This window comes from Paenibacillus sp. GYB004 (genome assembly GCF_036577605.1).
Lineage (GTDB): Bacteria > Bacillota > Bacilli > Paenibacillales > NBRC-103111 > Paenibacillus_AB > Paenibacillus_AB oceani.
On the sequence record NZ_JARBDB010000064.1, the window covers coordinates 66443 to 86418 of the forward strand.

At 58.3% G+C, this 19976-nt stretch carries 18 protein-coding genes; 12 read left to right on the forward strand and 6 right to left on the reverse strand.

What is annotated here, in order from left to right; all coding sequences use genetic code 11:
• Window positions 1–29: 29 nt before the first annotated feature.
• Both PV433_RS28690 and PV433_RS28695 read left to right on the forward strand, forming a co-directional pair.
• On the forward strand, window positions 30–1394 hold the full coding sequence (locus PV433_RS28690; RefSeq protein ID WP_332075432.1) for a glycosyltransferase family 2 protein: 1365 nt from the start codon (window positions 30–32) through the stop codon (window positions 1392–1394).
• An 11-nt stretch (window positions 1395–1405) separates the two neighbouring features.
• On the forward strand, window positions 1406–1666 hold the full coding sequence (locus PV433_RS28695) for a hypothetical protein (RefSeq protein ID WP_332075433.1): 261 nt from the start codon (window positions 1406–1408) through the stop codon (window positions 1664–1666).
• Window positions 1667–1726: 60 nt separating this feature from the next.
• On the opposite strand, the gene PV433_RS28700 is transcribed toward PV433_RS28695, so the two are convergent.
• Entirely contained in the window at window positions 1727–2248 is a 522-nt protein-coding gene (locus tag PV433_RS28700) for a DUF4214 domain-containing protein (protein WP_332075434.1), read from the reverse strand.
• A gap of 272 nt (window positions 2249–2520) precedes the next feature.
• On the opposite strand from PV433_RS28700, the gene PV433_RS28705 reads away from it, so the two are divergent.
• From PV433_RS28705 to PV433_RS28730, 6 genes are all read left to right on the forward strand, one after another.
• Complete coding sequence (locus tag PV433_RS28705) at window positions 2521–3453, forward strand: GDP-L-fucose synthase family protein (protein ID WP_332075435.1); 933 nt, start codon at window positions 2521–2523, stop codon at window positions 3451–3453.
• 39 nt (window positions 3454–3492) lie between these two features.
• The gene (locus PV433_RS28710) at window positions 3493–4779 is read left to right on the forward strand and encodes a glycosyltransferase family 2 protein (protein WP_332075436.1); all 1287 of its coding nucleotides are present in this window, start codon (window positions 3493–3495) and stop codon (window positions 4777–4779) included.
• A 209-nt stretch (window positions 4780–4988) separates the two neighbouring features.
• Complete coding sequence (locus PV433_RS28715) at window positions 4989–6023, forward strand: mannose-1-phosphate guanylyltransferase (protein WP_332075437.1); 1035 nt, start codon at window positions 4989–4991, stop codon at window positions 6021–6023.
• Between the two features lie 4 nt (window positions 6024–6027).
• Window positions 6028–6975, forward strand: a complete 948-nt coding sequence (locus PV433_RS28720) for a GDP-mannose 4,6-dehydratase (RefSeq protein WP_332075438.1) — start codon at window positions 6028–6030, stop codon at window positions 6973–6975.
• A 262-nt stretch (window positions 6976–7237) separates the two neighbouring features.
• On the forward strand, window positions 7238–8653 hold the full coding sequence (locus PV433_RS28725; protein WP_332075439.1) for a glycosyltransferase: 1416 nt from the start codon (window positions 7238–7240) through the stop codon (window positions 8651–8653).
• 67 nt (window positions 8654–8720) lie between these two features.
• Complete coding sequence (locus PV433_RS28730) at window positions 8721–9374, forward strand: serine/threonine protein kinase (protein WP_332075440.1); 654 nt, start codon at window positions 8721–8723, stop codon at window positions 9372–9374.
• A gap of 51 nt (window positions 9375–9425) precedes the next feature.
• Here PV433_RS28730 and PV433_RS28735 read toward each other — a convergent pair whose 3' ends face one another.
• Both PV433_RS28735 and PV433_RS28740 read right to left on the reverse strand, forming a co-directional pair.
• A complete protein-coding gene (locus PV433_RS28735) occupies window positions 9426–10337 on the reverse strand; it encodes a phosphotransferase family protein (RefSeq protein WP_332075441.1) in 912 nt (303 codons plus the stop codon).
• A 40-nt stretch (window positions 10338–10377) separates the two neighbouring features.
• Window positions 10378–10875 carry a DUF4214 domain-containing protein gene (locus PV433_RS28740; RefSeq protein ID WP_332075442.1) on the reverse strand — a complete coding sequence of 166 codons (498 nt, stop codon included), beginning with the start codon at window positions 10873–10875 and terminating at the stop codon, window positions 10378–10380.
• A gap of 282 nt (window positions 10876–11157) precedes the next feature.
• Between PV433_RS28740 and PV433_RS28745 the strand changes: the two genes are divergently transcribed.
• The 4 genes from PV433_RS28745 (at window position 11158) to PV433_RS28760 (ending at window position 17224) form a co-directional block, all read left to right on the forward strand.
• The gene (locus PV433_RS28745; protein ID WP_332075443.1) at window positions 11158–13920 is read left to right on the forward strand and encodes a glycosyltransferase; all 2763 of its coding nucleotides are present in this window, start codon (window positions 11158–11160) and stop codon (window positions 13918–13920) included.
• A gap of 90 nt (window positions 13921–14010) precedes the next feature.
• The gene (gene galU, locus PV433_RS28750; protein ID WP_332075444.1) at window positions 14011–14892 is read left to right on the forward strand and encodes a UTP--glucose-1-phosphate uridylyltransferase GalU; all 882 of its coding nucleotides are present in this window, start codon (window positions 14011–14013) and stop codon (window positions 14890–14892) included.
• A complete protein-coding gene (locus PV433_RS28755) occupies window positions 14889–15857 on the forward strand; it encodes an NAD-dependent epimerase/dehydratase family protein (protein ID WP_332075445.1) in 969 nt (322 codons plus the stop codon). Before galU ends, PV433_RS28755 begins: the two co-directional genes overlap by 4 nt.
• Window positions 15854–17224: a UDP-glucose dehydrogenase family protein gene (locus PV433_RS28760; RefSeq protein WP_332075446.1), complete on the forward strand. Its 1371-nt coding sequence runs from the start codon at window positions 15854–15856 to the stop codon at window positions 17222–17224. Before PV433_RS28755 ends, PV433_RS28760 begins: the two co-directional genes overlap by 4 nt.
• An 80-nt stretch (window positions 17225–17304) precedes the next feature.
• Here PV433_RS28760 and PV433_RS28765 read toward each other — a convergent pair whose 3' ends face one another.
• The 3 genes from PV433_RS28765 to PV433_RS28775 are packed head-to-tail and all read right to left on the reverse strand — an operon-like array spanning window position 17305 to window position 19964.
• Window positions 17305–18063: a glycosyltransferase family 8 protein gene (locus PV433_RS28765; protein WP_332075447.1), complete on the reverse strand. Its 759-nt coding sequence runs from the start codon at window positions 18061–18063 to the stop codon at window positions 17305–17307.
• A 39-nt stretch (window positions 18064–18102) separates the two neighbouring features.
• A complete protein-coding gene (locus tag PV433_RS28770) occupies window positions 18103–19224 on the reverse strand; it encodes a glycosyltransferase family 61 protein (RefSeq protein ID WP_332075449.1) in 1122 nt (373 codons plus the stop codon).
• Window positions 19203–19964: a hypothetical protein gene (locus PV433_RS28775; RefSeq protein ID WP_332075450.1), complete on the reverse strand. Its 762-nt coding sequence runs from the start codon at window positions 19962–19964 to the stop codon at window positions 19203–19205. The genes PV433_RS28770 and PV433_RS28775 overlap by 22 nt, the downstream gene beginning before the upstream one ends.
• Window positions 19965–19976 lie beyond the last annotated feature (12 nt).

Below are 19976 nucleotides of genomic sequence, written 5' to 3' on the forward strand. Positions count from 1 at the left end.
GCTACCCGGCAGAAAGGAGGGAATTCAAGGTGCGGGCCAAACAAAGCAAGGATGCCCGGAAGCGGGCCGCTCTGAACGCGGTTTACGACAACGCCTACAATACGGGCTATAACAGCGGACATTCGCACGGCTACAGCCTCGGATTTCAAAAAGGCAGCGATGCGTTCGCCGCCGGCTTCGAAGGTACGAGCATCGTTATTCCGACTTACAATCAGCATAAATATGTTGCCGAATGCATCGACAGCATCGGAGCGTATACGCCGGAGCCTCACGAAATCATAATTATCGACAACGGCTCGACGGACGGAACTGCGGATTACTTGCGGTCGTTGAAGCGCGGAACGGTCCGCTATAAAATATTCGACCGCAATCTCGGCTTCGCCGGCGGGGTCAACCAAGGGCTGATGATGGCGCGGGGCGCGACGATTATGTTCCTGAACAACGACACGATCGTTACCCGGGGATGGCTGTCCAATCTGCTCGCCTGCCTGCACGGCAGCGGCCGGTATGGCCTCGTCGGTCCGGTTACCAACTACATTAGCGGAGAGCAGTTGATCGAGACGAGTTACGGCTCGATTGAAGAGATGCACCGGTTTGCCGCCACGATCAACCGGTCCGATCGGGCGATGTGGACGGCGACCGGCAGGCTGACGGGATTTTGCGTATTGATGCGAAGAGACGTGTTCCAGAGACTCGGCTACTTGGACGAAGGGTTCGAAATCGGCAACTGCGAGGATGACGATTACGGGTACCGCTGCCGTCTGATGGGACTGGACCTGGTGATCGCCCGCGATACGTTCATCCATCATGTGGGGAGCACGACGATCAAAACGTTGACTCCCGAACAGTTCGATGAAGTATACGGGAGAAATCTCGCGTTTTACTCCGACAAATGGGGCGAGACGCATTCGCTGCTGAACGAAACGTCCGGTCACTGGAGCGACAAGCTGCTAGGCATGAAAGACTTCTATCCGTCCCATGTGACCGTCAGGGGCGCCGGACCGGCCGCATACTGGATCGAGAACGGCTTGCGCCGTCCGCTCGAGCGTTCCGAAGGGGCCGCTGCCACGAGGGTATCGCAGATCGATCTGCGCAACTGGCCGCTGGGCGAAGTTATATCGCTGCAGGAATGGCAGGCCAAGCTGGCGAAGCTGCAGTCCGCTGTCCGCAAGGAAGGAGATCCGCTTCACGAAGGGGCCGTCGTACAGACGCCGGACGGAGCTCTTCACCAGCACCGCAGCGGCGCGCTGCACCGTCTGATCACCGACTGGGTGACGAAGGTATGGAATCTGGACCGGTACGCCGTCCAGGCTATGTCCGAATCCGAGGCGTTACGCTTCGCTACCGGCTTGCCGGTTATCGCTCCGCCCGTGATCCGGGCCGACAACCTGTAAGGAGGGATTTTATGACCGTACGACGCAAAAAACATCCGGGAAGCAAGCGGAGAACCAAACGGGCGGCACGTCCGCATTCCCGGAACCGAAGCAGGCTGCTCCGGCGGGGCAAGCGGCGCCGGTCCGTCCGGCGGGGACCGGTACGGACGCGAGGGCCGGCGGGCACGACGCTCAGTTACGACGAGGGGTATAACCGCGGGTACGACGAAGGGTTCGATGCAGGCTTCTCCCAGGCGTTCGAGGAGGGCTATCAGCACGCTTATGCGTCTTGACGCGCGGAGATCAATTGCGTGAGGGATTCTGGGCCGGAAGCCGGCGCGGGGTCCCTCGGTTCATTCCATACCCGGCATATACTGGCGTTTTGCGAAGTCGAATAATATTTTTTGCGTTATTTTTGTGGCGTCCTTCGCCTGGATCAGTTCCATCCCTTCTCCCGACCGGAGCAGATGAACGGCGATTTCGCTCCGGGCGGCTCCGCCGTGCAGCTGCTTTACGAAGCTTTTCATGCCTGGGCTGTCCGCTTTTCGGCCAAGCAGTTCCTCATACAACCCCTGCACGTATTTATCGGGAGAGCGGGTGTACAGATCGCGGAAAATATCGGCCGCCGACGGGCGCCTTTTGCCGGATGCGGATGACGGGCCGGAGCGGTACAGCCGCTCCGCCTCTTCGCTTCTCATCAGCAAGGCGAGCACGTTTAGTTTCGACGTTCCGGCATGCAGCTGGCGCACGTAACTATCCAGACCGTCCGGGTCGGGGTCCCGGTTCAGCAGCTCCCGGTAGCAAGCGGCCACGAATTTGTGATGGTTCTTCTGGTACACCTTCCTCAAGATTTCGATCATCCTCAGCCTGCGCATAGCAGCTTCCCACCTTTTGTGCGATTCTTCGATTCCGTCCGGCGGGCCGGGACCGGGGAACGGCCGTTCACCGTGCAAGCCGCTGAAACGGGTTCTTCGGACAGACCCTTAATGCTACTTTATGGAGCGTCGCCGTCTCCGGCTTGGATACGTACCCGCTGCGGGCGCGCATATTTTGCCGGACCCGATGTAGTTGTCTATACGCACATGCTCCCGTTTACATATCGTAAACAAAGCCGATATGCCGATTTTCTGGAGAAAGGGAGAGATTAATGAAGCTTTCTGACAAGACGGTCGTCGTGACCGGAGGGGCCGGTTTTTTGGGCAGGCATGTGGTGGAACGGCTCAGGCGGGGAGGGTGTACGCAGATTTTCGTCCCGCGCAGCAAGCAGTACGACCTTCGCAAAGAAGCGGATATTGTGCGGATGCTGGACGATTGCCGGCCGGACGTAATTTTGCATTTGGCCGCAGTCGTCGGAGGGATCGGGGCGAATGAGAAAAATCCCGGCTCTTTCTTTTACGACAACCTGGTGATGGGCGCCCAGCTGATGGAACAGTCGCGTCTGAAGGGCGTGCAGAAGTTCGTCGCGGTCGGCACGATCTGCTCTTATCCGAAGTTCGCGCCGGTACCGTTTCGCGAAGAGGATCTGTGGAACGGCTATCCCGAGGAAACGAACGCCCCGTACGGGCTCGCCAAAAAGATGATGCTGGTCCAGTCGCAAGCGTACCGCAAGCAGTACGGCTTTAATTCCATATATTTATTGCCCGTTAATTTGTACGGTCCCTGGGACAACTTCGATCTGGAGACGTCTCACGTCATTCCGGCCGTGATCCGCAAATGCGCGGAGGCCAAGGAGAAAGGGGAGCCGTCGATCACGCTGTGGGGGGACGGATCGCCGACCCGCGAGTTTCTGTATGTAGAGGATGCGGCGGAAGGCATCGTGCGCGCGGCGGAAAGCTACGACGAATCGGAGCCGGTCAATCTGGGGTCCGGCGAAGAAATCGCGATCCGCGAGCTGGCCGAAACGATTAAGGAGTCGGTCGGTTATTATGGTGAAATTGTGTGGGATACGGGGCGTCCGAACGGTCAGCCGAGAAGAAAGCTGGACGTGACGGCGGCCAAGGTGAAGTTCGGCTTCGAAGCCGGAACGGATATGCGGACCGGCCTGGAGCGGACGATCCGCTGGTATATGAGCACGCGATAACTGGCGTTTACTATCTTGTTATGCAGGGAGGTTCCGAAGATGGCCCGCAACGATACCGAATCGTCCCCTAAACCGCTCGTCTCCGTCGTTACCCCTTCCTACCAGCAGGGCCCGTTCATCCGCGAAACGATCGAGAGCATCGTCAGCCAAGACTATCCCAACGTGGAGCTCATCGTGGTGGACGGCGGTTCCAAGGATGAAACGGTGGCGATTTTGGAGAAATATGCCCGGCGGTACGGCGACCGGTTCCGCTATATATCCGAGAAGGACCGCGGACAGTCGCATGCGCTTAACAAAGGGCTGGCTCTGGCTCGAGGCGAAATCATCGGCTGGCTCAATTCGGACGATACGTACTGGCCGAAGGCGATACGCCGAGCCGTGGACAGCTTGAGAAAACACCCGGAGTACGGTCTGGTATACGGCAAAGCGAATCATACGGACCGCAACAACCAGCTGCTGAGGCCGTATCCCGTCGATCCGTCCGTCGACCGGGTCCGTCTGTTCGACGTCTGCACCGTGTGCCAGCCCGCCGTTTTCATTCGCAAGAAGGTGCTGGACGATGTGGGGCCGATCGACGAAAGCTTGCAATTTTGCATGGACTACGACCTGTGGATGCGCATATCGGCCAAATACCGGTTCGGTTATATCGACGAGGTGCTGGCCAATTCGCGGCTTCATGACGACTGCAAAAGCATGAAGCAGTATTTCTCCGTCGGCCTGCCGGAAATTATCCGCTCCAGCCTGAAAAACTACGGGACGGTCTCGAACAACTGGATCATCCAGTTTATCGCGCATCATCTGCCGGAAGGTCCGGGGTGGCTGATGGAGAAGCTGCATCCGTTCCGCCTGTTCGGCGGAGGGTACCGGATCGTATCCTCCAACCGGTTCGAGGATGGCTGGGCTCCGCCAAGCTACACGCTGGAAATCGACAGCGGCGGTTCGACGGATGCGAAATGGCTGCTGATCGAAGGGGATCACCTGCTTCCCAAGGTAGCCAAAAAAACGGGCGATCTCGTGCTGACCGTGCAGGTGAACGGCCGCCGCCTGCTGGAGACGAAGACGGGAGAAGGCGCATTCACTCTGAAAATCCCGCTGGAGGGCAGAGCGGATTCGTATTCGGTCGACATCCGGGCGAATACGTCGTTCGTCCCGGCTCAGTTGGACATGAACGACGACCGCCGCCGGCTCAGCTTTAAGGTGAACGGAGCGGTGCCGCTGTCGCAAGCCGGCATGGAGATGTACGACGTGCTGAAGGAAGACCCGGCCTCGGTCGGCCACTGGCTGGTGAGACACCGGAAATCCGAGAAAATATCGAGGCGGAAGTAAGGCGGCCTGCCGGGCTGGACGGTTTGCGCCGGACCGCAGCTTCCGCTCCGCCGCGGGCCGTCGTCCGATAAAGGACAAATGCCGATTTTTGCGTTGTATCCGCAATATGTCCATGTTCGGCATAGTCGTCTTGCATACTATATACCTAGTTTAGTGGCTGCTTACACCAACTTCGAATTTTGGATGCCGCAGCAAAGGAGGGAAGCGATTTGAAAATCGTCATCATGGCCGGCGGATCGGGTACCCGCTTCTGGCCGCGAAGCGTCCAGTCGCGGCCGAAACAGTTTCTCCCCCTGACCTCCCGCGACACGATGCTGCAGCAGACGTACAGACGGTTATTGGAATGGCTGCCCGCCCGCAAGCTGTATGTAGTAACGACGCAAGCGTACCGGCCGATCGTGCTAGAGCAGTTGCCGGAGCTGCCTGAGGAACGTCTGCTGCTGGAGCCCGATCAACGGGATACGGGGCCTTGCATCGCTTTGACGGCGCATCACTTTTTGTCGCAGGGCGACGACGAGGTGCTCGTGACGATGCCGTCCGATCATTACACCGAAGAATCCGAATCGCTGTTGAACGCTTTGGTCGAAGCCGAGCGGGCGGCAGAGGCCGAGACGGCCATCGTCACGCTGGGGATCGTACCGACTAGACCGGAGACGGGTTACGGATATATCCGGACGGCGGAGCATGCGTCCGAAGGCGGCGTGCTGGAAGTCACTTCGTTTATCGAGAAGCCGCCGCTCGATGTGGCGTTATCGCTTATTCAAGATTCGGGCGTGTTTTGGAACAGCGGTATTTTCGTCTGGAAGCCCAGCACGATCGCCCATTATATGAAGCTTCATCAGCCCTTGATCTGGACGAAGCTGTCCGAGAGCGGCAGCGATCTCGAAGCCGTCTACCCGGAACTGCCGAAAATATCGGTCGATTACGCGATATTGGAAAAGGCGGATGCGATCAAAACGATTCCGGTCCGGTTCAAATGGGACGACGTCGGCATCTGGTCTTCGCTCGAACGCATCCAAAACGTAAACCGCGACGGGAACATTGTAGACGGAAGCGGAACGGTTCATATGGAATCGACGCGCAACAGCATCATTTATTCCGATCATCCGAAAACGCTCATCATCGGCGTGGACGATCTGATCGTCGTCTCGACCGCCGACGGGCTGCTCGTCTGCCGCAAATCCGAGGAGCAGCGGATTAAAACGGCGTTAAAAGCGATGGAACAACTTGAGGGGGGAACTTGAACGGATGAAAGCTTTAGTAACAGGGATTTCCGGTTTCGTCGGAAGCCATATGGCGGAATTTTTGCTGAACAACAATGTGGAGGTTACCGGTACGATCCGGCAGCGCAGCCGTATGGACCATATCCGGCATATCAAGGACGTCCGGCTGGTGGAATGCGAGCTGAGAGACCCGTTCTCGGTAGAAACGCTGATCGGGGAAATCAAGCCCGACCTGATCTTTCATCTCGCCGCGCAAAGCTTCGTCCCTACTTCGTGGAACTCGCCGATCGACACGATTCATAACAATGTCGCGGGCCAGGTTAATATTATGGAGGCGCTCCGCCGGTTCGATCTGGCCAGTAAAATGCAGGTAGCCTGCTCCAGCGAGGAGTACGGCCACGTCGAGCCGGACGAGGTGCCGATCCGGGAGACGAACCCGCTCCGTCCGCTGAGTCCGTATGCGGTCAGCAAGGTCGCTCAGGACTATTTGGGTTATCAGTATTACAAAAGCTACGGTTTGCCGATCGTCGTTACCCGCACGTTTAATCATACCGGCCCCCGGCGCGGCGAAAACTTCGTCACCTCGAACTTCGCCAAGCAGATCGCGGACATCGAGAAGGGAAGAAAACCCCCGGTCATTCATGTCGGCAATCTGACGGCGAAGCGGGATTTCACCGATGTGCGCGACGTGGTCCGGGCTTACTGGCTTGCGCTGGAGAAAGGAAAGCCGGGCGAGACCTACAATATTGCATCAGGGACGTGTTACACCGTCCAGGAGGTGCTCGATCTGCTGCTGTCGTACAGCAATGTCAGCATCTCGATTCAGGAGGACCCGGCACGGCTCCGTCCTTCGGACGTGGAAATCTTGCTCGGGGACGCCACCAAGTTCCAGAGCGAGACCGGCTGGAAGCCGGAGATCCCGTTCGAGAAGACGATGCGCGATTTGCTGCAGTATTGGAGAGACCAGCCTTAAACTTACCCCCAAAAGTGACGCCAACCTTCGCAGCCTATTCCGAGTACTTTCGGGGGAGCCCCCGAAAACCTTGCCCCCAAAAGTGACGCTAACCTTCGAAGCTTATTCCGGGTACTTTCGGGGGAGCCCCCGAAACCCTGCCCCAAAAGTGACGCCAACCTTCGCAGCCTATTCCGGGTACTTTCCTCCAATTTCAAAGTAAAGCTCAACAACGGGGGAGCTGCAGGCTCCCCTGTCATTTCAACCGGAAAGGGTGGATATTATGAAAAGCGCCGGTCGACGCTGGCAGAGCAAACGAGCCTCCACGGCTGTCAAAGCGATAAAGCGCAAAAAGCGGAAACCTCCGCTCAGGGGCAGAAAAGCGCGGTCCAAGAAAAAACGGTTGATCGCCCGGGGAAGAAAACGCAAGCTTCTGCTGGTCAGAGGCAAAAAACGGTTCCGCAAAGGCCGGCTCAAAGCTTGGAGAAAACGCCGCAGACGGCGTTCGGCACGCGCTTCCGCCGAAGCGCTTCCCGTACTGATCGAGACGCCTGCCGAGGTCGCGGAAGTTCCGGAGGTTCCGGAGGTTCCGGGTTATGCCAAAGGGATCAATCTGGTCGGCTTCATCCGGGCGGAAATGGGGATCGGCGAATCAAGCAGGCTGGCGGCGCGGGCGATATCGAGGACGGACATTGCGTTCGGTGCGATGAACTTCCCCGTCACCTCGATCCGGATGGAGGATATGACATGGGCGCATAAGGAGATGTCGGACCCGCAGTACAATACGAATATCTTCCATATGAATGCCGATACGATGCGTTCGGTGCATCATCATTTCGGAAACGGCTTGTTCGACGGACGCTACAACATCGGATACTGGCACTGGGAGCTGCCCGATTTTCCGGACGAATTTTGCGACGGCTTCCATTTCGTGAACGAGGTGTGGGCGCCGACCAGCTTCGTAGTCGAGGCGATCTCGAAGAAAGCGAGCGTGCCGGTAGTCCGCATCCCTCACGGTGTCGAGGTGAATCCGCCGTCCGATCTGAACCGCGGCTCGTTCGGTTTGCCGGACGACAAGTTTCTGTTTTTCTCGATGTACGATACCCACAGCTACCAGCGGCGCAAAAACCCGCAGGGCGCGATCGAATCGTTCAAGATGGCGTTCGACCGCAAAGATACGTCGGTGGGGCTCGTCGTGAAGCTGAACCACTCCCATGCCAATCCGTCGGATCTCGATGAAATCAACCAGCTGGTGAGCGGATACGACAATATCTATATCATCGACCGGATTATGGCCCGCCACGAGGTCGACGCGCTCCTGAACTGCACCGACTGCTTCGTGTCGCTGCACCGCTCGGAGGGATTCGGCCTGGGGCTGGCCGAGGCGATGTATTTGGGCAAGCCGGTCATCGGCACGTACTGGTCGGGCAACACCGACTTCATGAATTCGACCAATTCGTGCACGGTCGATTTCAATATCGTCGGCGTCGGCGGCGACTGGGGACCGTACAAAGCGTATCAGACCTGGGCGGAGCCCGATCTGGGCCATGCCGCCCACTATATGCGCGAGCTGAGGTACAATGCCGACTACCGCAATTCGATCGCATACAACGGGATGCAGCATATTCGCACCTATTTTTCCCCGCAAGCGGTCGGCGGCATGATCAAGGAGCGTCTGAAGCAGCTCGGTTTGCAGTAGCGGCCGCGGCTGCAGGTGACCCGGGCCGGCCCGCTCTTGCCGGCCCTCTGCATAGGGGGGAGCTTTCATGGAAGATTTCAGAGCGATCAAGGTCGAGACGATTATCGTCAAGGGCAAAAAAGAGTTGAAGGTGCACAATCCTACCGATTACCCGATGATCGGGATCGGGGCTCAAGGCGCCGTCTTCCGGCTGTCGCCGAAACGGTGCGTCAAGCTGTACGAATCGACTCACAGCGCTTATTGGGAAGCCAAGGCGCTGAAGGCGGCGAAAGAGGGGACATTCTTCCCCAGGCTGCACGAGGCCGGGGACAATTATGTCGTGATGGATTATCTGGAAGGGCCGACTCTGCAGGAGTACGTCAAGCGGCACGGAGAGCTGCCGGAATGGGCCTGCGCCCAAATCGTCGGCATCCTGCAGGAGATGCGGCGGTTCAAGTTTGCGCGGATCGATACGCGGATCGGACATATCATCGTCACTTCGGGGAACAAGCTGAAAGTGATCGATCACAGCGGCGCCTTCCGGACGACCCGGCGGGCTCCGTTCATGCTGCTGATCAGTCTGGAGAAGGCGGAAGTTCTGCTTCCGTTCCTGCGGTATGCGGCCAGGCATCACCCGAAGCTGTATGAGAAGTGGCGGGCCAAAAGACGGGAAGGAACCGATGTGGACCGGGTTCCCAGGCTGCCGCGTATGGAATCTCTTCTAAAAGAAGAAACGCCGTAGCGGGCGGGATGCCGCAGACGGAAGGCGGATATGAAAAGCGCGGGCCGGACTTTACAAGTCCGCATCCCGCGCTTTTTGTTTCAGCCATTCGTGCCGAAGCTTGAATTTGCTTTCATTTTTCGTCTGGGCGGCGATAATCATCGAGCTGAACCGGAGGATATTCGCGTAGAAGGCGGAGCATCGCTCGAGAAAGGTCGGGTCGGCCGGTCCCTTATACTCGTTCAGCACCGCCCGGGCGAACGGTTCCCCGTAAGAGATGCACAGGTCGTGATAATCGTAGGAGGGGTCGCCCATCTTCATCTGGCCGAAATCGATAACGCCGGTCAGCCTGCCCGCTTGCGGGTCGTACAAAATGTGATCGTTTTTGAAGTCGCCGTGAATAAGCGACGGCGTAAATTTGAAATGCTCGGACGGGTACAAGTAGTCGTCGAACACTTGCATAATCCAGGTCCGTTCCTTTTTCCCGATCTTCGGAAACACGTTCAGCTCGACCGCGCGGTAATACCCGCTCCAGTTCCGTCTCCATTCCGCCTGAAACCGCCGCCTGTCGACGCGGGTGATCGGGTCACCCGTAAACGTATGAAGCGAGGTTAGAAACTCCGCGATCTGCTTGGCGAACAACCGGCGGGTAGGTTCGTTCAAGCTATTTAGCTTGCCCGCTTCCAGCGATTCGCCGGGGATGATCGGGTAGCCGACATAGTGGATGTTCTGCTTCGACAACAATACGTAGCGGAACTGCGGGATGGGCAGAGGCAGCCGTTTTCCGAGCTGGGGCAGCAGCCGTTCCTCCAGCTTCAATGAGGTAAGGTCGGACGTCAGCGGAAAGCGGAAGATCAGGCGTTCTCCCACCACGATGATCAGATTTTGATGGCCGGACGAGATGACGCGAAACGTCTGCTTGGATAGCTCGGGATGTTGTTCCCGCAAAAACTCGATAAGCTTCTCCGCCTTTAATGTTCCCATGGGCTCCGCCTCCGTTCGCTGATCGCCCGTATGCGCCGCATTATTTGTAGAAGCTCTGAATGAGCTGATCCAGCACGTGACGGGTAAACGTATACTTATCCATCCGGATCAGCGATTCGAACTCGGCGGAGGTGACGAACCGCTTGAATACGGACGATTTCCTGCGTCCTTTGGCGAGCGACTCCAAGTAGCCGCTATAGGAATCGCGGTCGGGTTCGCGGCACAGGACGTCGCGGTACAGGTGGCTTACGAACGAATCGGCTCTGCGGTTAAACAAGCGCTGCAGCTCGCGGTACACCATCGCCGAATGGTCATCCTTGTTCGCCGGAGGAGGCTGTTCATACAACGACAGCGCTTCGTCGCTGATCAGAAAGGAGGCGAGCAGCTGATGCTTGGAGATGCCCTGGCGCAAGGCGCGGGTGTGATTGGCCAATCCCGGTTCGTCGGGCTCCCGGTTCAACAGGCTGCGGTACAGTTCCGCCAGAAACGGCTGTTCGTCCAGACATACGATCTTATGCAGCTTCCGGGTGATGCTCAAATGAATATCCCTCCCTTTCGAAAAAGCACGGGCTATGCGGTAAACGCACATATTCATACGTATGTGCAGGCTGTGAGAATGGAACCCGTCATAAGCGGATACCGGGTGCAGATTTCGCGGACCGAATGCCGGGGCTGATGGTGCGGCGGTAGGTTAACGCCAATTTCTTTTGGATAGGGGTACCGGTCCAAGTAGGTCATTTTCCTGATGCATATGGTAAAGAAATTGCCGATTGCCCGAGCTGCTTCGCGGCTCGATTTCAAGTAAACAGGTGGTGGTACGATGAACATCGCGGTCGATATGTCCTTCTCGGAGACGGATTCCGGCCGGCTGAGCGCGGATCGTTACGTGAGAAATTTGATGGATTCGATCGCCCCGAACAATAAGGAGCATTCTTTTTTTTATTATCCGCTGCATGAAGGTACGGAGGACTCCGAAGCGTACCAAAACAGGCTGCAATCGTTTCTGGAACAAAACAGGATCGATCTGTTCCATCTGTTTCAGCCGTTCGATCCCGCCTACCCTGCCCTTCAGCGCAAATGGTTCGGAGCCGCCAAAGTGGCGGTTACACTTCACGATTTGTATCCGCTGCTAACTCCGGCCGGTGCGTCAGTCGTCTTCGCCGGACTGGAAAACGACGGCAGGAAAGAATTTATACGCTCGTGCGACCTTATCATGGTCAATACCGAACATCTGAAGCGGGAAGCGGCACGCTGGGCGGATCTCGATCCGGATCGGATAACGGTCGTCCCGGAAGGAGTGGATCGAAGGTTCAAGCCGGGAAGAGCTTCGGCTGCCGAGCTGGCCGGCTTCGGAATTACGAAACCGTATGTGCTGAGCATGGGAGGGATGGATGACAGACGCAACGCAAGAGCTCTGATCGGGGCTTTCGCTTCGGTGAATAGAAGGTGCAAGACCGCCTACCAGCTTGTGATGATCGGCGACCCGGAGAGGGGGCATGGCGCTCTGCCGGCGTCAGGCGCGGAAGATGCGGACGCAGCCGGAAATATCGTATGGGTATCCCCCGCGTCTGTAGACGATCTGGTGAAGCTGTACGGCGGGGCGAAGCTGTTTGCCTGCCCGTCCTTCTTCGAGGCGGCCGGTTATCCGCTGCTCGAAGCGATGGCGTGCGGAGTTCCGGCGCTGGTTACGAACGACGCTTCCTTGGAAGAAGCGGCGGGCGATGCGGTCTACAAAGTCAACCCGGCCAGGCATGAAGACATCCGCATCGGGATGATCCAGGTGTTAACGAACGAGCAGCTGGCGCAGGAGCTGAGAGAGAAAGGGCTTGAACAGGTCAAACGGTTCCAGCGCAGAAAAACGGCGGAGAAGGTACTGGCCGCTTACCGTCTGACGTGCAGGAAGAAGCTGGCGATTTTTACGCCGCTGGCGCCTGCGAGAACCGGAGTCGCGGAGCATATGGAGACGATCCTGCCTTTCTTGAACGAACGGTTCGAATGCGATCTGTTCGTGGACGACAGTTACGCCTCTCCCGGGGAGGCCGGCCGTTATTCGAGTCCGGAGATCCGCATATGGAACCATACCGAGTTTCCGGGCAGAGCCGACCATTACCAGGCGATCGTCTACCAGTTGGGCAACAGCAAGTACCACAGCTATATGGTGCCTTATCTGAGAGCTTACCCGGGAACGGTCGTACTGCACGATCTGAACCTGCACGGCTTGACGGGCGAATGCACGCTGCTGCAAGGGGACGGCAACGGCTATTTGTCGGTCGTGGTGGAAGAGTATGAGGACCGGGCGATCGAAGTGATGCAGTCGATGCTGGACGGGGCGTACGCCGACGTCGTCGTGAACCGGTATTATTTGAAAAACGCCGCCTCGATCGTCGTTCATAACGACTACGCCAAGCAGCACTTGCAGGAGAAAGGGTTCAGCAATGTCGTCATGTGCCGGTTGCCCGTAGAGCTTCCCGTCATGGTATCGATGCTGTTCGACCGCCAGTTCGTCTTCGCCAGCTTCGGCCGAGTCGCGGACAACCGGCAGATCGGCATTGTGCTGACTTGTTTGCGGCGGCTGGTCGATCAAGGCATAACCGATATCCGGTACTGGATCGTCGGGGAATGGGAGCCCCGCTGCAAGGAACGGCTGGATGAGACGATCCGGGCGCTGCAGCTCGAAGATTACGTTATATTTCACGGTTATGTACCGAAGACGAAGTATAACGCCCTGATGAGCCAATCGGACGTATGCATCAGCCTGCGCCACCCGACGCATGGGGAAACGTCGCGGTCGCTGCTGGACGCGCTCGCTTACGGCAAGCCGGCCATCGTATCCGATGTCGATTCGTTCCGCGAATTCCCGGACGGCGCCGTGTGCAAAATCCGGCAGGACGCGACGATGGGGAACCATCTGTACGAGGCGATGCTGGCTCTCTACGAAGACAAAAATTTGCGCACAACGATGAAGCAGCAGGCGAGAGGCCACGTGGCCCAGCTTCACGGCGTTACGCCGTATGTCACGAGAATAAGCACCGTGCTCGAAAAAGGGGTCAAATATGCCGAGGAAACGCAGGAGCCGCCCGCTCCGGCCGAAACCACGGCGGCGCCGGAGGACCACGAAGCGGAACTGTTCGCGGATTACGGGCAGCGTGAGGAGTCTGCGCCGGCTCCGGTTCCTGTTCAGCCGCAAACGGTGCTGCTGCAGCCGAACCGGTACAGACGCCTGATCCGGGGCAAAAAACGCGTTTCCTACTTTTCCTTCAACCTGACCGCCCTCCCTCCGGGCTGCTCGCTGCAAGAGGCCGTCATGGTGATCCCGGTATCGAACCGGCAGCTTAGCGTGCACCGGATCAGTTCGGCCTGGAGCGCCAAAACGTTGCGCCGCCGTCGTCCGTCCGTTCGTCCGAGAGCGCTGTACCAGGCTCGCCGCAATGTGAAAAGCAAACCCGAACCGTACGAATGGAATTGTACGCAGCTGGCGCAGAAATGGCTGAGCGACCACAAAAGCAACCACGGCCTCTGCATTCCGTCGTACTTGGCGCTTCGCAAGCCCTATTTGTCCTGCAAGGTCATTCCCCGGTCGTAGCCGCCCCGGGCGGCGCGATTCGCGGGAAGTTCAACTTCTCCGGAGGAACGACAGCCGCAGCTTGCCCGGAGGAAAGGAGTGTGGAGTCCGATGAAAAAAGTGAGGAAAGCGATCATCCCGGCCGCCGGCCTCGGAACCCGATTCCTTCCCGCCACCAAAGCGATGCCGAAGGAGATGCTGCCGGTCGTAGATAAACCGACGATTCAGTACATCGTAGAGGAAGCGGTCCGGTCCGGCATCGAGGACATTATGATCGTGACAGGCCGCAGCAAGCGATCGATCGAGGATCATTTCGATAAAAACTACGAGCTGGAACTGAATCTGCTGGAAACGAACAGGACGAATTTATTGAAAATCGTCGAAGATATTACGAACCTGGTCGAAATCCATTACGTGCGCCAGAAGGAGGCGCTCGGTCTCGGCCACGCCATATGGTGCGCGCGCAAATTTATCGGAAGCGAGCCGTTCGCGGTTCTGCTCGGCGATATGATCATCGACAGCGACCCGCCGTGTCTCAAGCAGCTTATCGATCTGTATGAGCAGCGTCAGTCCTCGATCATCGCGGTCGGTCCGGTAAGCGAAGAGGATATCGGCAAATACGGCATTATCGACGGGGAACGGATCGACGAGCGGCTGTATAAAGTGAATCATCTGGTGGAGAAGCCGAAAGCAGATCCCCCGTCCAACCTGGCCATTATCGGGAGGTACATTCTGGAGCCGGAAATATTCCGGATTCTGGAGGGGATGTCTCCCGGAGTCGGAGGGGAGATTCAATTAACGGACGCGCTCCACGAGCTCGTCATGCACCGGTATTTGTACGCGTACACGCTGGACGGCAAGCTGTACGACGTCGGGGATAAGCTCGGGTACTTGAAGGCGACGGTGGAGCTGGCTTGTAAAGATGAACGGTTAAAGCGCGATTTCCGGTCGTTCCTGGACCAATTTGTTGCAGGAGGAGGCGAGACGCCTTGAAGACAGCTTTGGTCACCGGCGCTGCAGGCTTCCTCGGTTCTCATCTGGCGGTTCGGCTCCTCGCGCAAGGCTACCAGGTCATCGGGATCGACAACCTATCCACCGGAACCAAGTTGAATCTAAGCGGGCTGACCGGGCAGGAGCGGTTCCGGTTTCTCGAATGCAATATCGCCGAGGCGGATTGCCTGAATCTCGGGGAACTGGCCGGCGCGGACGAAATTTATCATCTGGCCTCGGCGGCGTCCCCCAAGTTTTATCAGCAGTTTCCATTCGAGACGATTAAGGCGAATACGACCGGCACATGGAACATGCTGGAGCTCGCCAGACGGGCCGGCGCCAAACTCGTCTATACGAGCACGAGCGAGGCGTACGGCGACCCGACGGTCCACCCGCAGCCCGAGGAATACCGCGGCAATGTCAACACCTGGGGACCGCGGGCCTGTTACGACGAGTCGAAGAGACTCGGAGAAGTATACTGCTACGAATACGCGCATCGTTACCAAGTGCCGGTGAAGGTAGCGCGCATATTCAATACGTACTCGGCCGGCCTGCGAAACGACGACGGAAGAGTCATCTCCAACTTCGTCTACCAGGCGATCCGGGGAGACGAAATAACGGTGTACGGGGACGGTCTGCAGACGCGCTCCTTCTGTTATGTCGACGATACGGTCCGCGCGCTGATGCTGATGATGGAGCGGGACCAGGCGTCCGGCGAAATCATCAACGTCGGCAATCCGGTCGAGTACGCCGTGCTGGACGTGGCGAAGCTGGTTCAGCGGCTCGCCGGCTCGACCAGCGCGATCGTCTTCCTCCCGCTGCCGCAGGACGATCCGAAAGTGCGCCGGCCGGTCATCGATAAAGCGCGGCGGCTGCTCGGCTGGGAGCCGGAGGTCGGCCTGGAGGACGGTCTGCGCAAGACGATCGCGGCATGCCGGCGGCTGCTCGCTCAAGGAGGATTGCCATGAAAGCTGCGTGTATCGGTTCAGGTTACGTCGGGAGCGTAACGGGCGCCGCTCTGGCGGCGCTTGGCCATCCGACGACGATTATCGATATCGATCCGAAGCGGGTCGTCATGATCAACGGGGGGAAGAGTCCGCTCTACGAGCCGGGACTCGAGCGGCTGATCCGGGAGTGTACCGGCCAAGGGATGCTGTCCGCCTCCACTTCCTATGACGCCGTAGCGGAAGCGGACGTCGTATTTATTGCCGTCGGGACCCCCTCGCTCCCGGACGGTACGGCGGACTTGAGTTATGTCCGGACCGCCTCCGGGCAGCTCGGGCGGCATCTCGATCCGGACCGGTTTACCGTCATCGTGATGAAATCGACGGTGCCGGTCGGAACCGCCGACCTGGTCGCCTCCGTTCTCGAGCAGGCATCGGGATTGAGAGCCCGGGAGCATTTCGCCGTCGTCAGCAACCCGGAATTTCTGAGGGAAGGTTATGCGCTCGAAGACGTCTTCCTGCCGGACCGGATCGTGATCGGCGCGGATCAGCCCGAAGCTTTCGAGAGGTTGAGAGAGCTGTACGCCAGCCTGCTGAACCGCTCTTCCTACGACCGGTTGTCCGCGCTCTTCCCGTTTCCTTATTCGCCCGGCTCGGCGCCGGCGGTTTATTTCGAGACCGATCCGAAAAGCGCGGAGCTGATCAAGTACGTCTCGAATGCCTTTTTGTCCGTCAAAATCAGCTATATCAACGAGGTTGCGAGGCTGTGCGAGACGCTTGGCGCGAACGTGCTCGACGTGGCCAAAGGGATGGGGCTCGATTCGCGGATCGGCGGCAAATTTCTGGAAGTGTCCAGCGGCTGGAGCGGCAGCTGCTTCCCGAAGGATACGGCCGAACTGCTCTCGGTCAGCCGGAAGTACGAAAGCGAGCTGACGCTGGTGAAGGCGGCCGTGTTATCGAACGAAGCGATGATGAATTATTGTGTCCGGAAAGTGCAGAACAGGCTGAAGACGCTGAACGGAAAGGCGGTCGGCATACTGGGTCTTACCTTTAAGCCGAATACCGACGACGCCAGGCAAACGCAAGCGTCCGCGATGATCCGGAAACTGACCGGCCTCGGGGCGTCCGTGTCGGCGCACGATCCGCAGGGGATGGAGATGTTCGCGAGACTGAATCCGGAGCTGCCGGTCCGGTACTGCTCCAATCCGGAAGACGTGGCGACCCGTGCGGATGCGGTGATCCTGCTGACGCATTGGCGGGAATACGGGGAGCTTGACTGGCGGCAGATGGGAGAAGCGATGAGGCATCCGTATGTGCTGGACACCCGTAATTTCCTTCTCCGCCTTCCTTTCGGGCAGTGGGGCGTCTGTTATGAAGGGATCGGCATCTGAATATCGGCTCTTCGCCGCGCTGTACCAAAACCGATTACCCCTGCCGCGTTATGCGGCAGGGGTTTCAACCGTTCCCGGCTTCACCATGCAGTGGCGAGCGAGTATTTGTCATATTCATGCTTCCCTGGCGGATTGCAGTTCCACGGCTTGTTGGTCGTAATATAATGGATGATCGCGGGAGGCCTCAGGGGGCTGTACAGGGAGGCGAAGCAGTTCCATTCCGGATTCAGCCGTTTCCATCTGTCGTGCAGCACCGCATTCAGTCCGTCCTGATCCGCGATCTGGATTCTTCGCGGATATCGTTTGACGTACCCCATCACCCGGTTCGTTACCTGATACGTTCTCCACTTGTTCAAGTCCAGCACGAGGACGCCCGAGTTGAAATAATGGTCCGCCGGAATGCGGAGCACACGGCCCCGGTTGGAACCGACACTGTCTTCCACAGCGGCTACATAGTGCTGGTCCAAGCTGATCCCCCATAATTTGCCGATATCTTTAAGGACGATCAGATCACTGTCCAAATAAATCGCTTTATGGACGGATTCGGGCAGCAGACTCGGAATGAAGACGCGGTAATACGCTTCCCGGCCGAACCGTTCCGTTATTTTCACGCCTTGCAGCAGTTCGTTGTTAAAGGGGATAAACCGGATCTCCTGATGAAACTTGCCGACCGATTTTACGAGCTTACTCTTGTTCTCAGCGGAGATGCTCCCGCCGTCGATGACATGGATCTGAACGGGGTTGCCGGAAGTTTTGTTGGCCAGCAGCGAGGTCAGCATAACGGCCATGTGCCGGACATACAGATCGTTGGCAGCCGCAACAATATGAATCGTCTCCACTTGTTTCACTCCCATCTTGAGATTCGGGAACCGGGGCTGCTAATCCGCCTCGGCCAGCTTCAGCAGCCTCGTCAGTTCACCGGTATTAACGGTGATATTGTCGCCCCTCGCGTGCGGATTGACGAATTCGGGGGGACGCTCGCCTTCGCCGACCAGGTAATAGTGCCGGTGTCCGATCAGGCTGCTCAGGATCGGGTAGCACGTATGAACGAGATTGGGCGAGAAGAGCTCGATCACTTTCGTTCCGGGTCTGCTGAACAGGAGATTGGTGAAGCCGGCCCCGTGAGGCCCCGCCACGATTTGCGCGGAGGCGAAAATCCGGATTTGCTCGCGCAGCGGCAACGATTCCAGAGTCACTTTGCGGAATCCGCGCTTCTCCAGAACGCCCATCGCTTCGGTCTCGTTAAGCAGCTTCCGCTTACGGGCGTGTTCCCGGCTTATATAGATCCGCTCGTACCCTTGGACGGGTTCGATGCCTTGGCCGACCATCATCCCGGCTCTTAGAAAATCGCAGGCCCAGCGGGCCCGGATGCCGCTCGTAAACCCGGGAACGACCAGCTTCTCCGGCTGGATATGAAGCGCATCGCTGCTGTAGACAATCCGGCTCCGCGGGACGCCCAGCATCTCCAATGTCGCAAGCTGGAACGGGGCTTGCCTGTGTCCGTTAAGGATGTAATAGTCGGGGGCGATCCCGCATCTGCGCAGCAGCAGCAGGCGCGGCAGCACGTCGAGCATCCAGTGGTAATACACGCCGCTGTCCTTGATCGCCAGCAGCGCGGCGGTCCCCGGAAGCGGACGAAGCGTCGGAAGCGTCGGCCGCTCGTAGATCGACCGGTGTTCCGGCCGCTTCTTCCACTCCAGGGAGAACTCCGCCAGCAGCTTGTCGTCCGGCGTTACGATATGGCACATCGTCCCGCATAACCGGGCGCCCGGGAGAACGGCGACGAACCCGCTGCGCATCCGGGATTCGGGGGCGTCCGCGAACCGCAGGCGCCAATGAACGGGATGCTCCAGTCCGGCCGGCTGGCGAAGGGTGACCGTCCGCTCGCCGAATTCGACGGGCAGGAGCACTTCGCCGGCGTCGGAACCGGACGCTGCGACCCATTCCAGGAAGGAGCCGTAGTGGCCAGACGGCGCGTTCAGGATGGAGTCAGGCTGCATGACGGATCACTTCCTGCCTCCATCGGCATCGCGGCCGTCGGCTCGATTCCGGCGATTCGGTTCAGAAACCGCGAATAATGCTCCTCCATATCTTCGATCGGCTTATGTTTGTTGCAGTAGTGATAAATGATCGGATGCGGGGCCGAATCTTTGTTCCGGCTGTTCCATTCGTGATCGAGAAATTGTACGAGCGCGCTGTATGGAGTGGGCCCCTGGAACGTATACGTCTGAGGGTCGTATCCGATCAGATCCATCAGGGCGGCTTGCTCCCACCAGCGGTGATGAATGTATGCGGCGTGCCCCCACACTTTCTCCAGCAGCTCCAGCGTAGAGTCGGCTCTGCGGCATACCCATACTCCGGTGTTCGGAATCAGCCGTCCCCTGCTTCTTTTGTGAGCGACCAGATGGATCGTCCGGTCCGGGTCCAGCGCATCCCGGATGTCCTTGCCCGGATCGCAAATAATCGCATCGGCGTCGATCCACAAAACCGTCTCGTACATGTGCAAGGCGTTGTAAATCAGGACGATTTTATCCCAGGCCGGCGGCCGGGACGGGGCGAGCCGGCTTTCCAACGGCAGGACGAGGCTGTCCATCTTATGCTGCAGCGCGTAATATGCGACGGTAGGGGCCATGACCCGCAGCAGGGCGATATGTTTGGCGCCGGTGGCGATGCTGCAGACGAGCATCTTGTTGTGCGGCGTCCAACTGAAAGGAAGCGGCGGAATTCGCAAATCCTCCATAATGTACCTCCT

What these genes read in the sequence shown, in the direction of transcription:
- galU (WP_332075444.1), top strand. Translation starts at nt 14,011, where the DNA reads ATGAAAAAAGTGAGGAAAGCGATCATCCCGGCCGCCGGCCTCGGAACC.
- PV433_RS28695 (WP_332075433.1), top strand. Translation starts at nt 1,406, where the DNA reads ATGACCGTACGACGCAAAAAACATCCGGGAAGCAAGCGGAGAACCAAA.
- PV433_RS28705 (WP_332075435.1), top strand. Translation starts at nt 2,521, where the DNA reads ATGAAGCTTTCTGACAAGACGGTCGTCGTGACCGGAGGGGCCGGTTTT.
- PV433_RS28770 (WP_332075449.1), bottom strand. Translation starts at nt 19,224, where the DNA reads ATGCAGCCTGACTCCATCCTGAACGCGCCGTCTGGCCACTACGGCTCC.
- PV433_RS28745 (WP_332075443.1), top strand. Translation starts at nt 11,158, where the DNA reads ATGAACATCGCGGTCGATATGTCCTTCTCGGAGACGGATTCCGGCCGG.
- PV433_RS28730 (WP_332075440.1), top strand. Translation starts at nt 8,721, where the DNA reads ATGGAAGATTTCAGAGCGATCAAGGTCGAGACGATTATCGTCAAGGGC.
- PV433_RS28710 (WP_332075436.1), top strand. Translation starts at nt 3,493, where the DNA reads ATGGCCCGCAACGATACCGAATCGTCCCCTAAACCGCTCGTCTCCGTC.
- PV433_RS28720 (WP_332075438.1), top strand. Translation starts at nt 6,028, where the DNA reads ATGAAAGCTTTAGTAACAGGGATTTCCGGTTTCGTCGGAAGCCATATG.
- PV433_RS28700 (WP_332075434.1), bottom strand. Translation starts at nt 2,248, where the DNA reads ATGCGCAGGCTGAGGATGATCGAAATCTTGAGGAAGGTGTACCAGAAG.
- PV433_RS28725 (WP_332075439.1), top strand. Translation starts at nt 7,238, where the DNA reads ATGAAAAGCGCCGGTCGACGCTGGCAGAGCAAACGAGCCTCCACGGCT.
- PV433_RS28775 (WP_332075450.1), bottom strand. Translation starts at nt 19,964, where the DNA reads ATGGAGGATTTGCGAATTCCGCCGCTTCCTTTCAGTTGGACGCCGCAC.
- PV433_RS28735 (WP_332075441.1), bottom strand. Translation starts at nt 10,337, where the DNA reads ATGGGAACATTAAAGGCGGAGAAGCTTATCGAGTTTTTGCGGGAACAA.
- PV433_RS28760 (WP_332075446.1), top strand. Translation starts at nt 15,854, where the DNA reads ATGAAAGCTGCGTGTATCGGTTCAGGTTACGTCGGGAGCGTAACGGGC.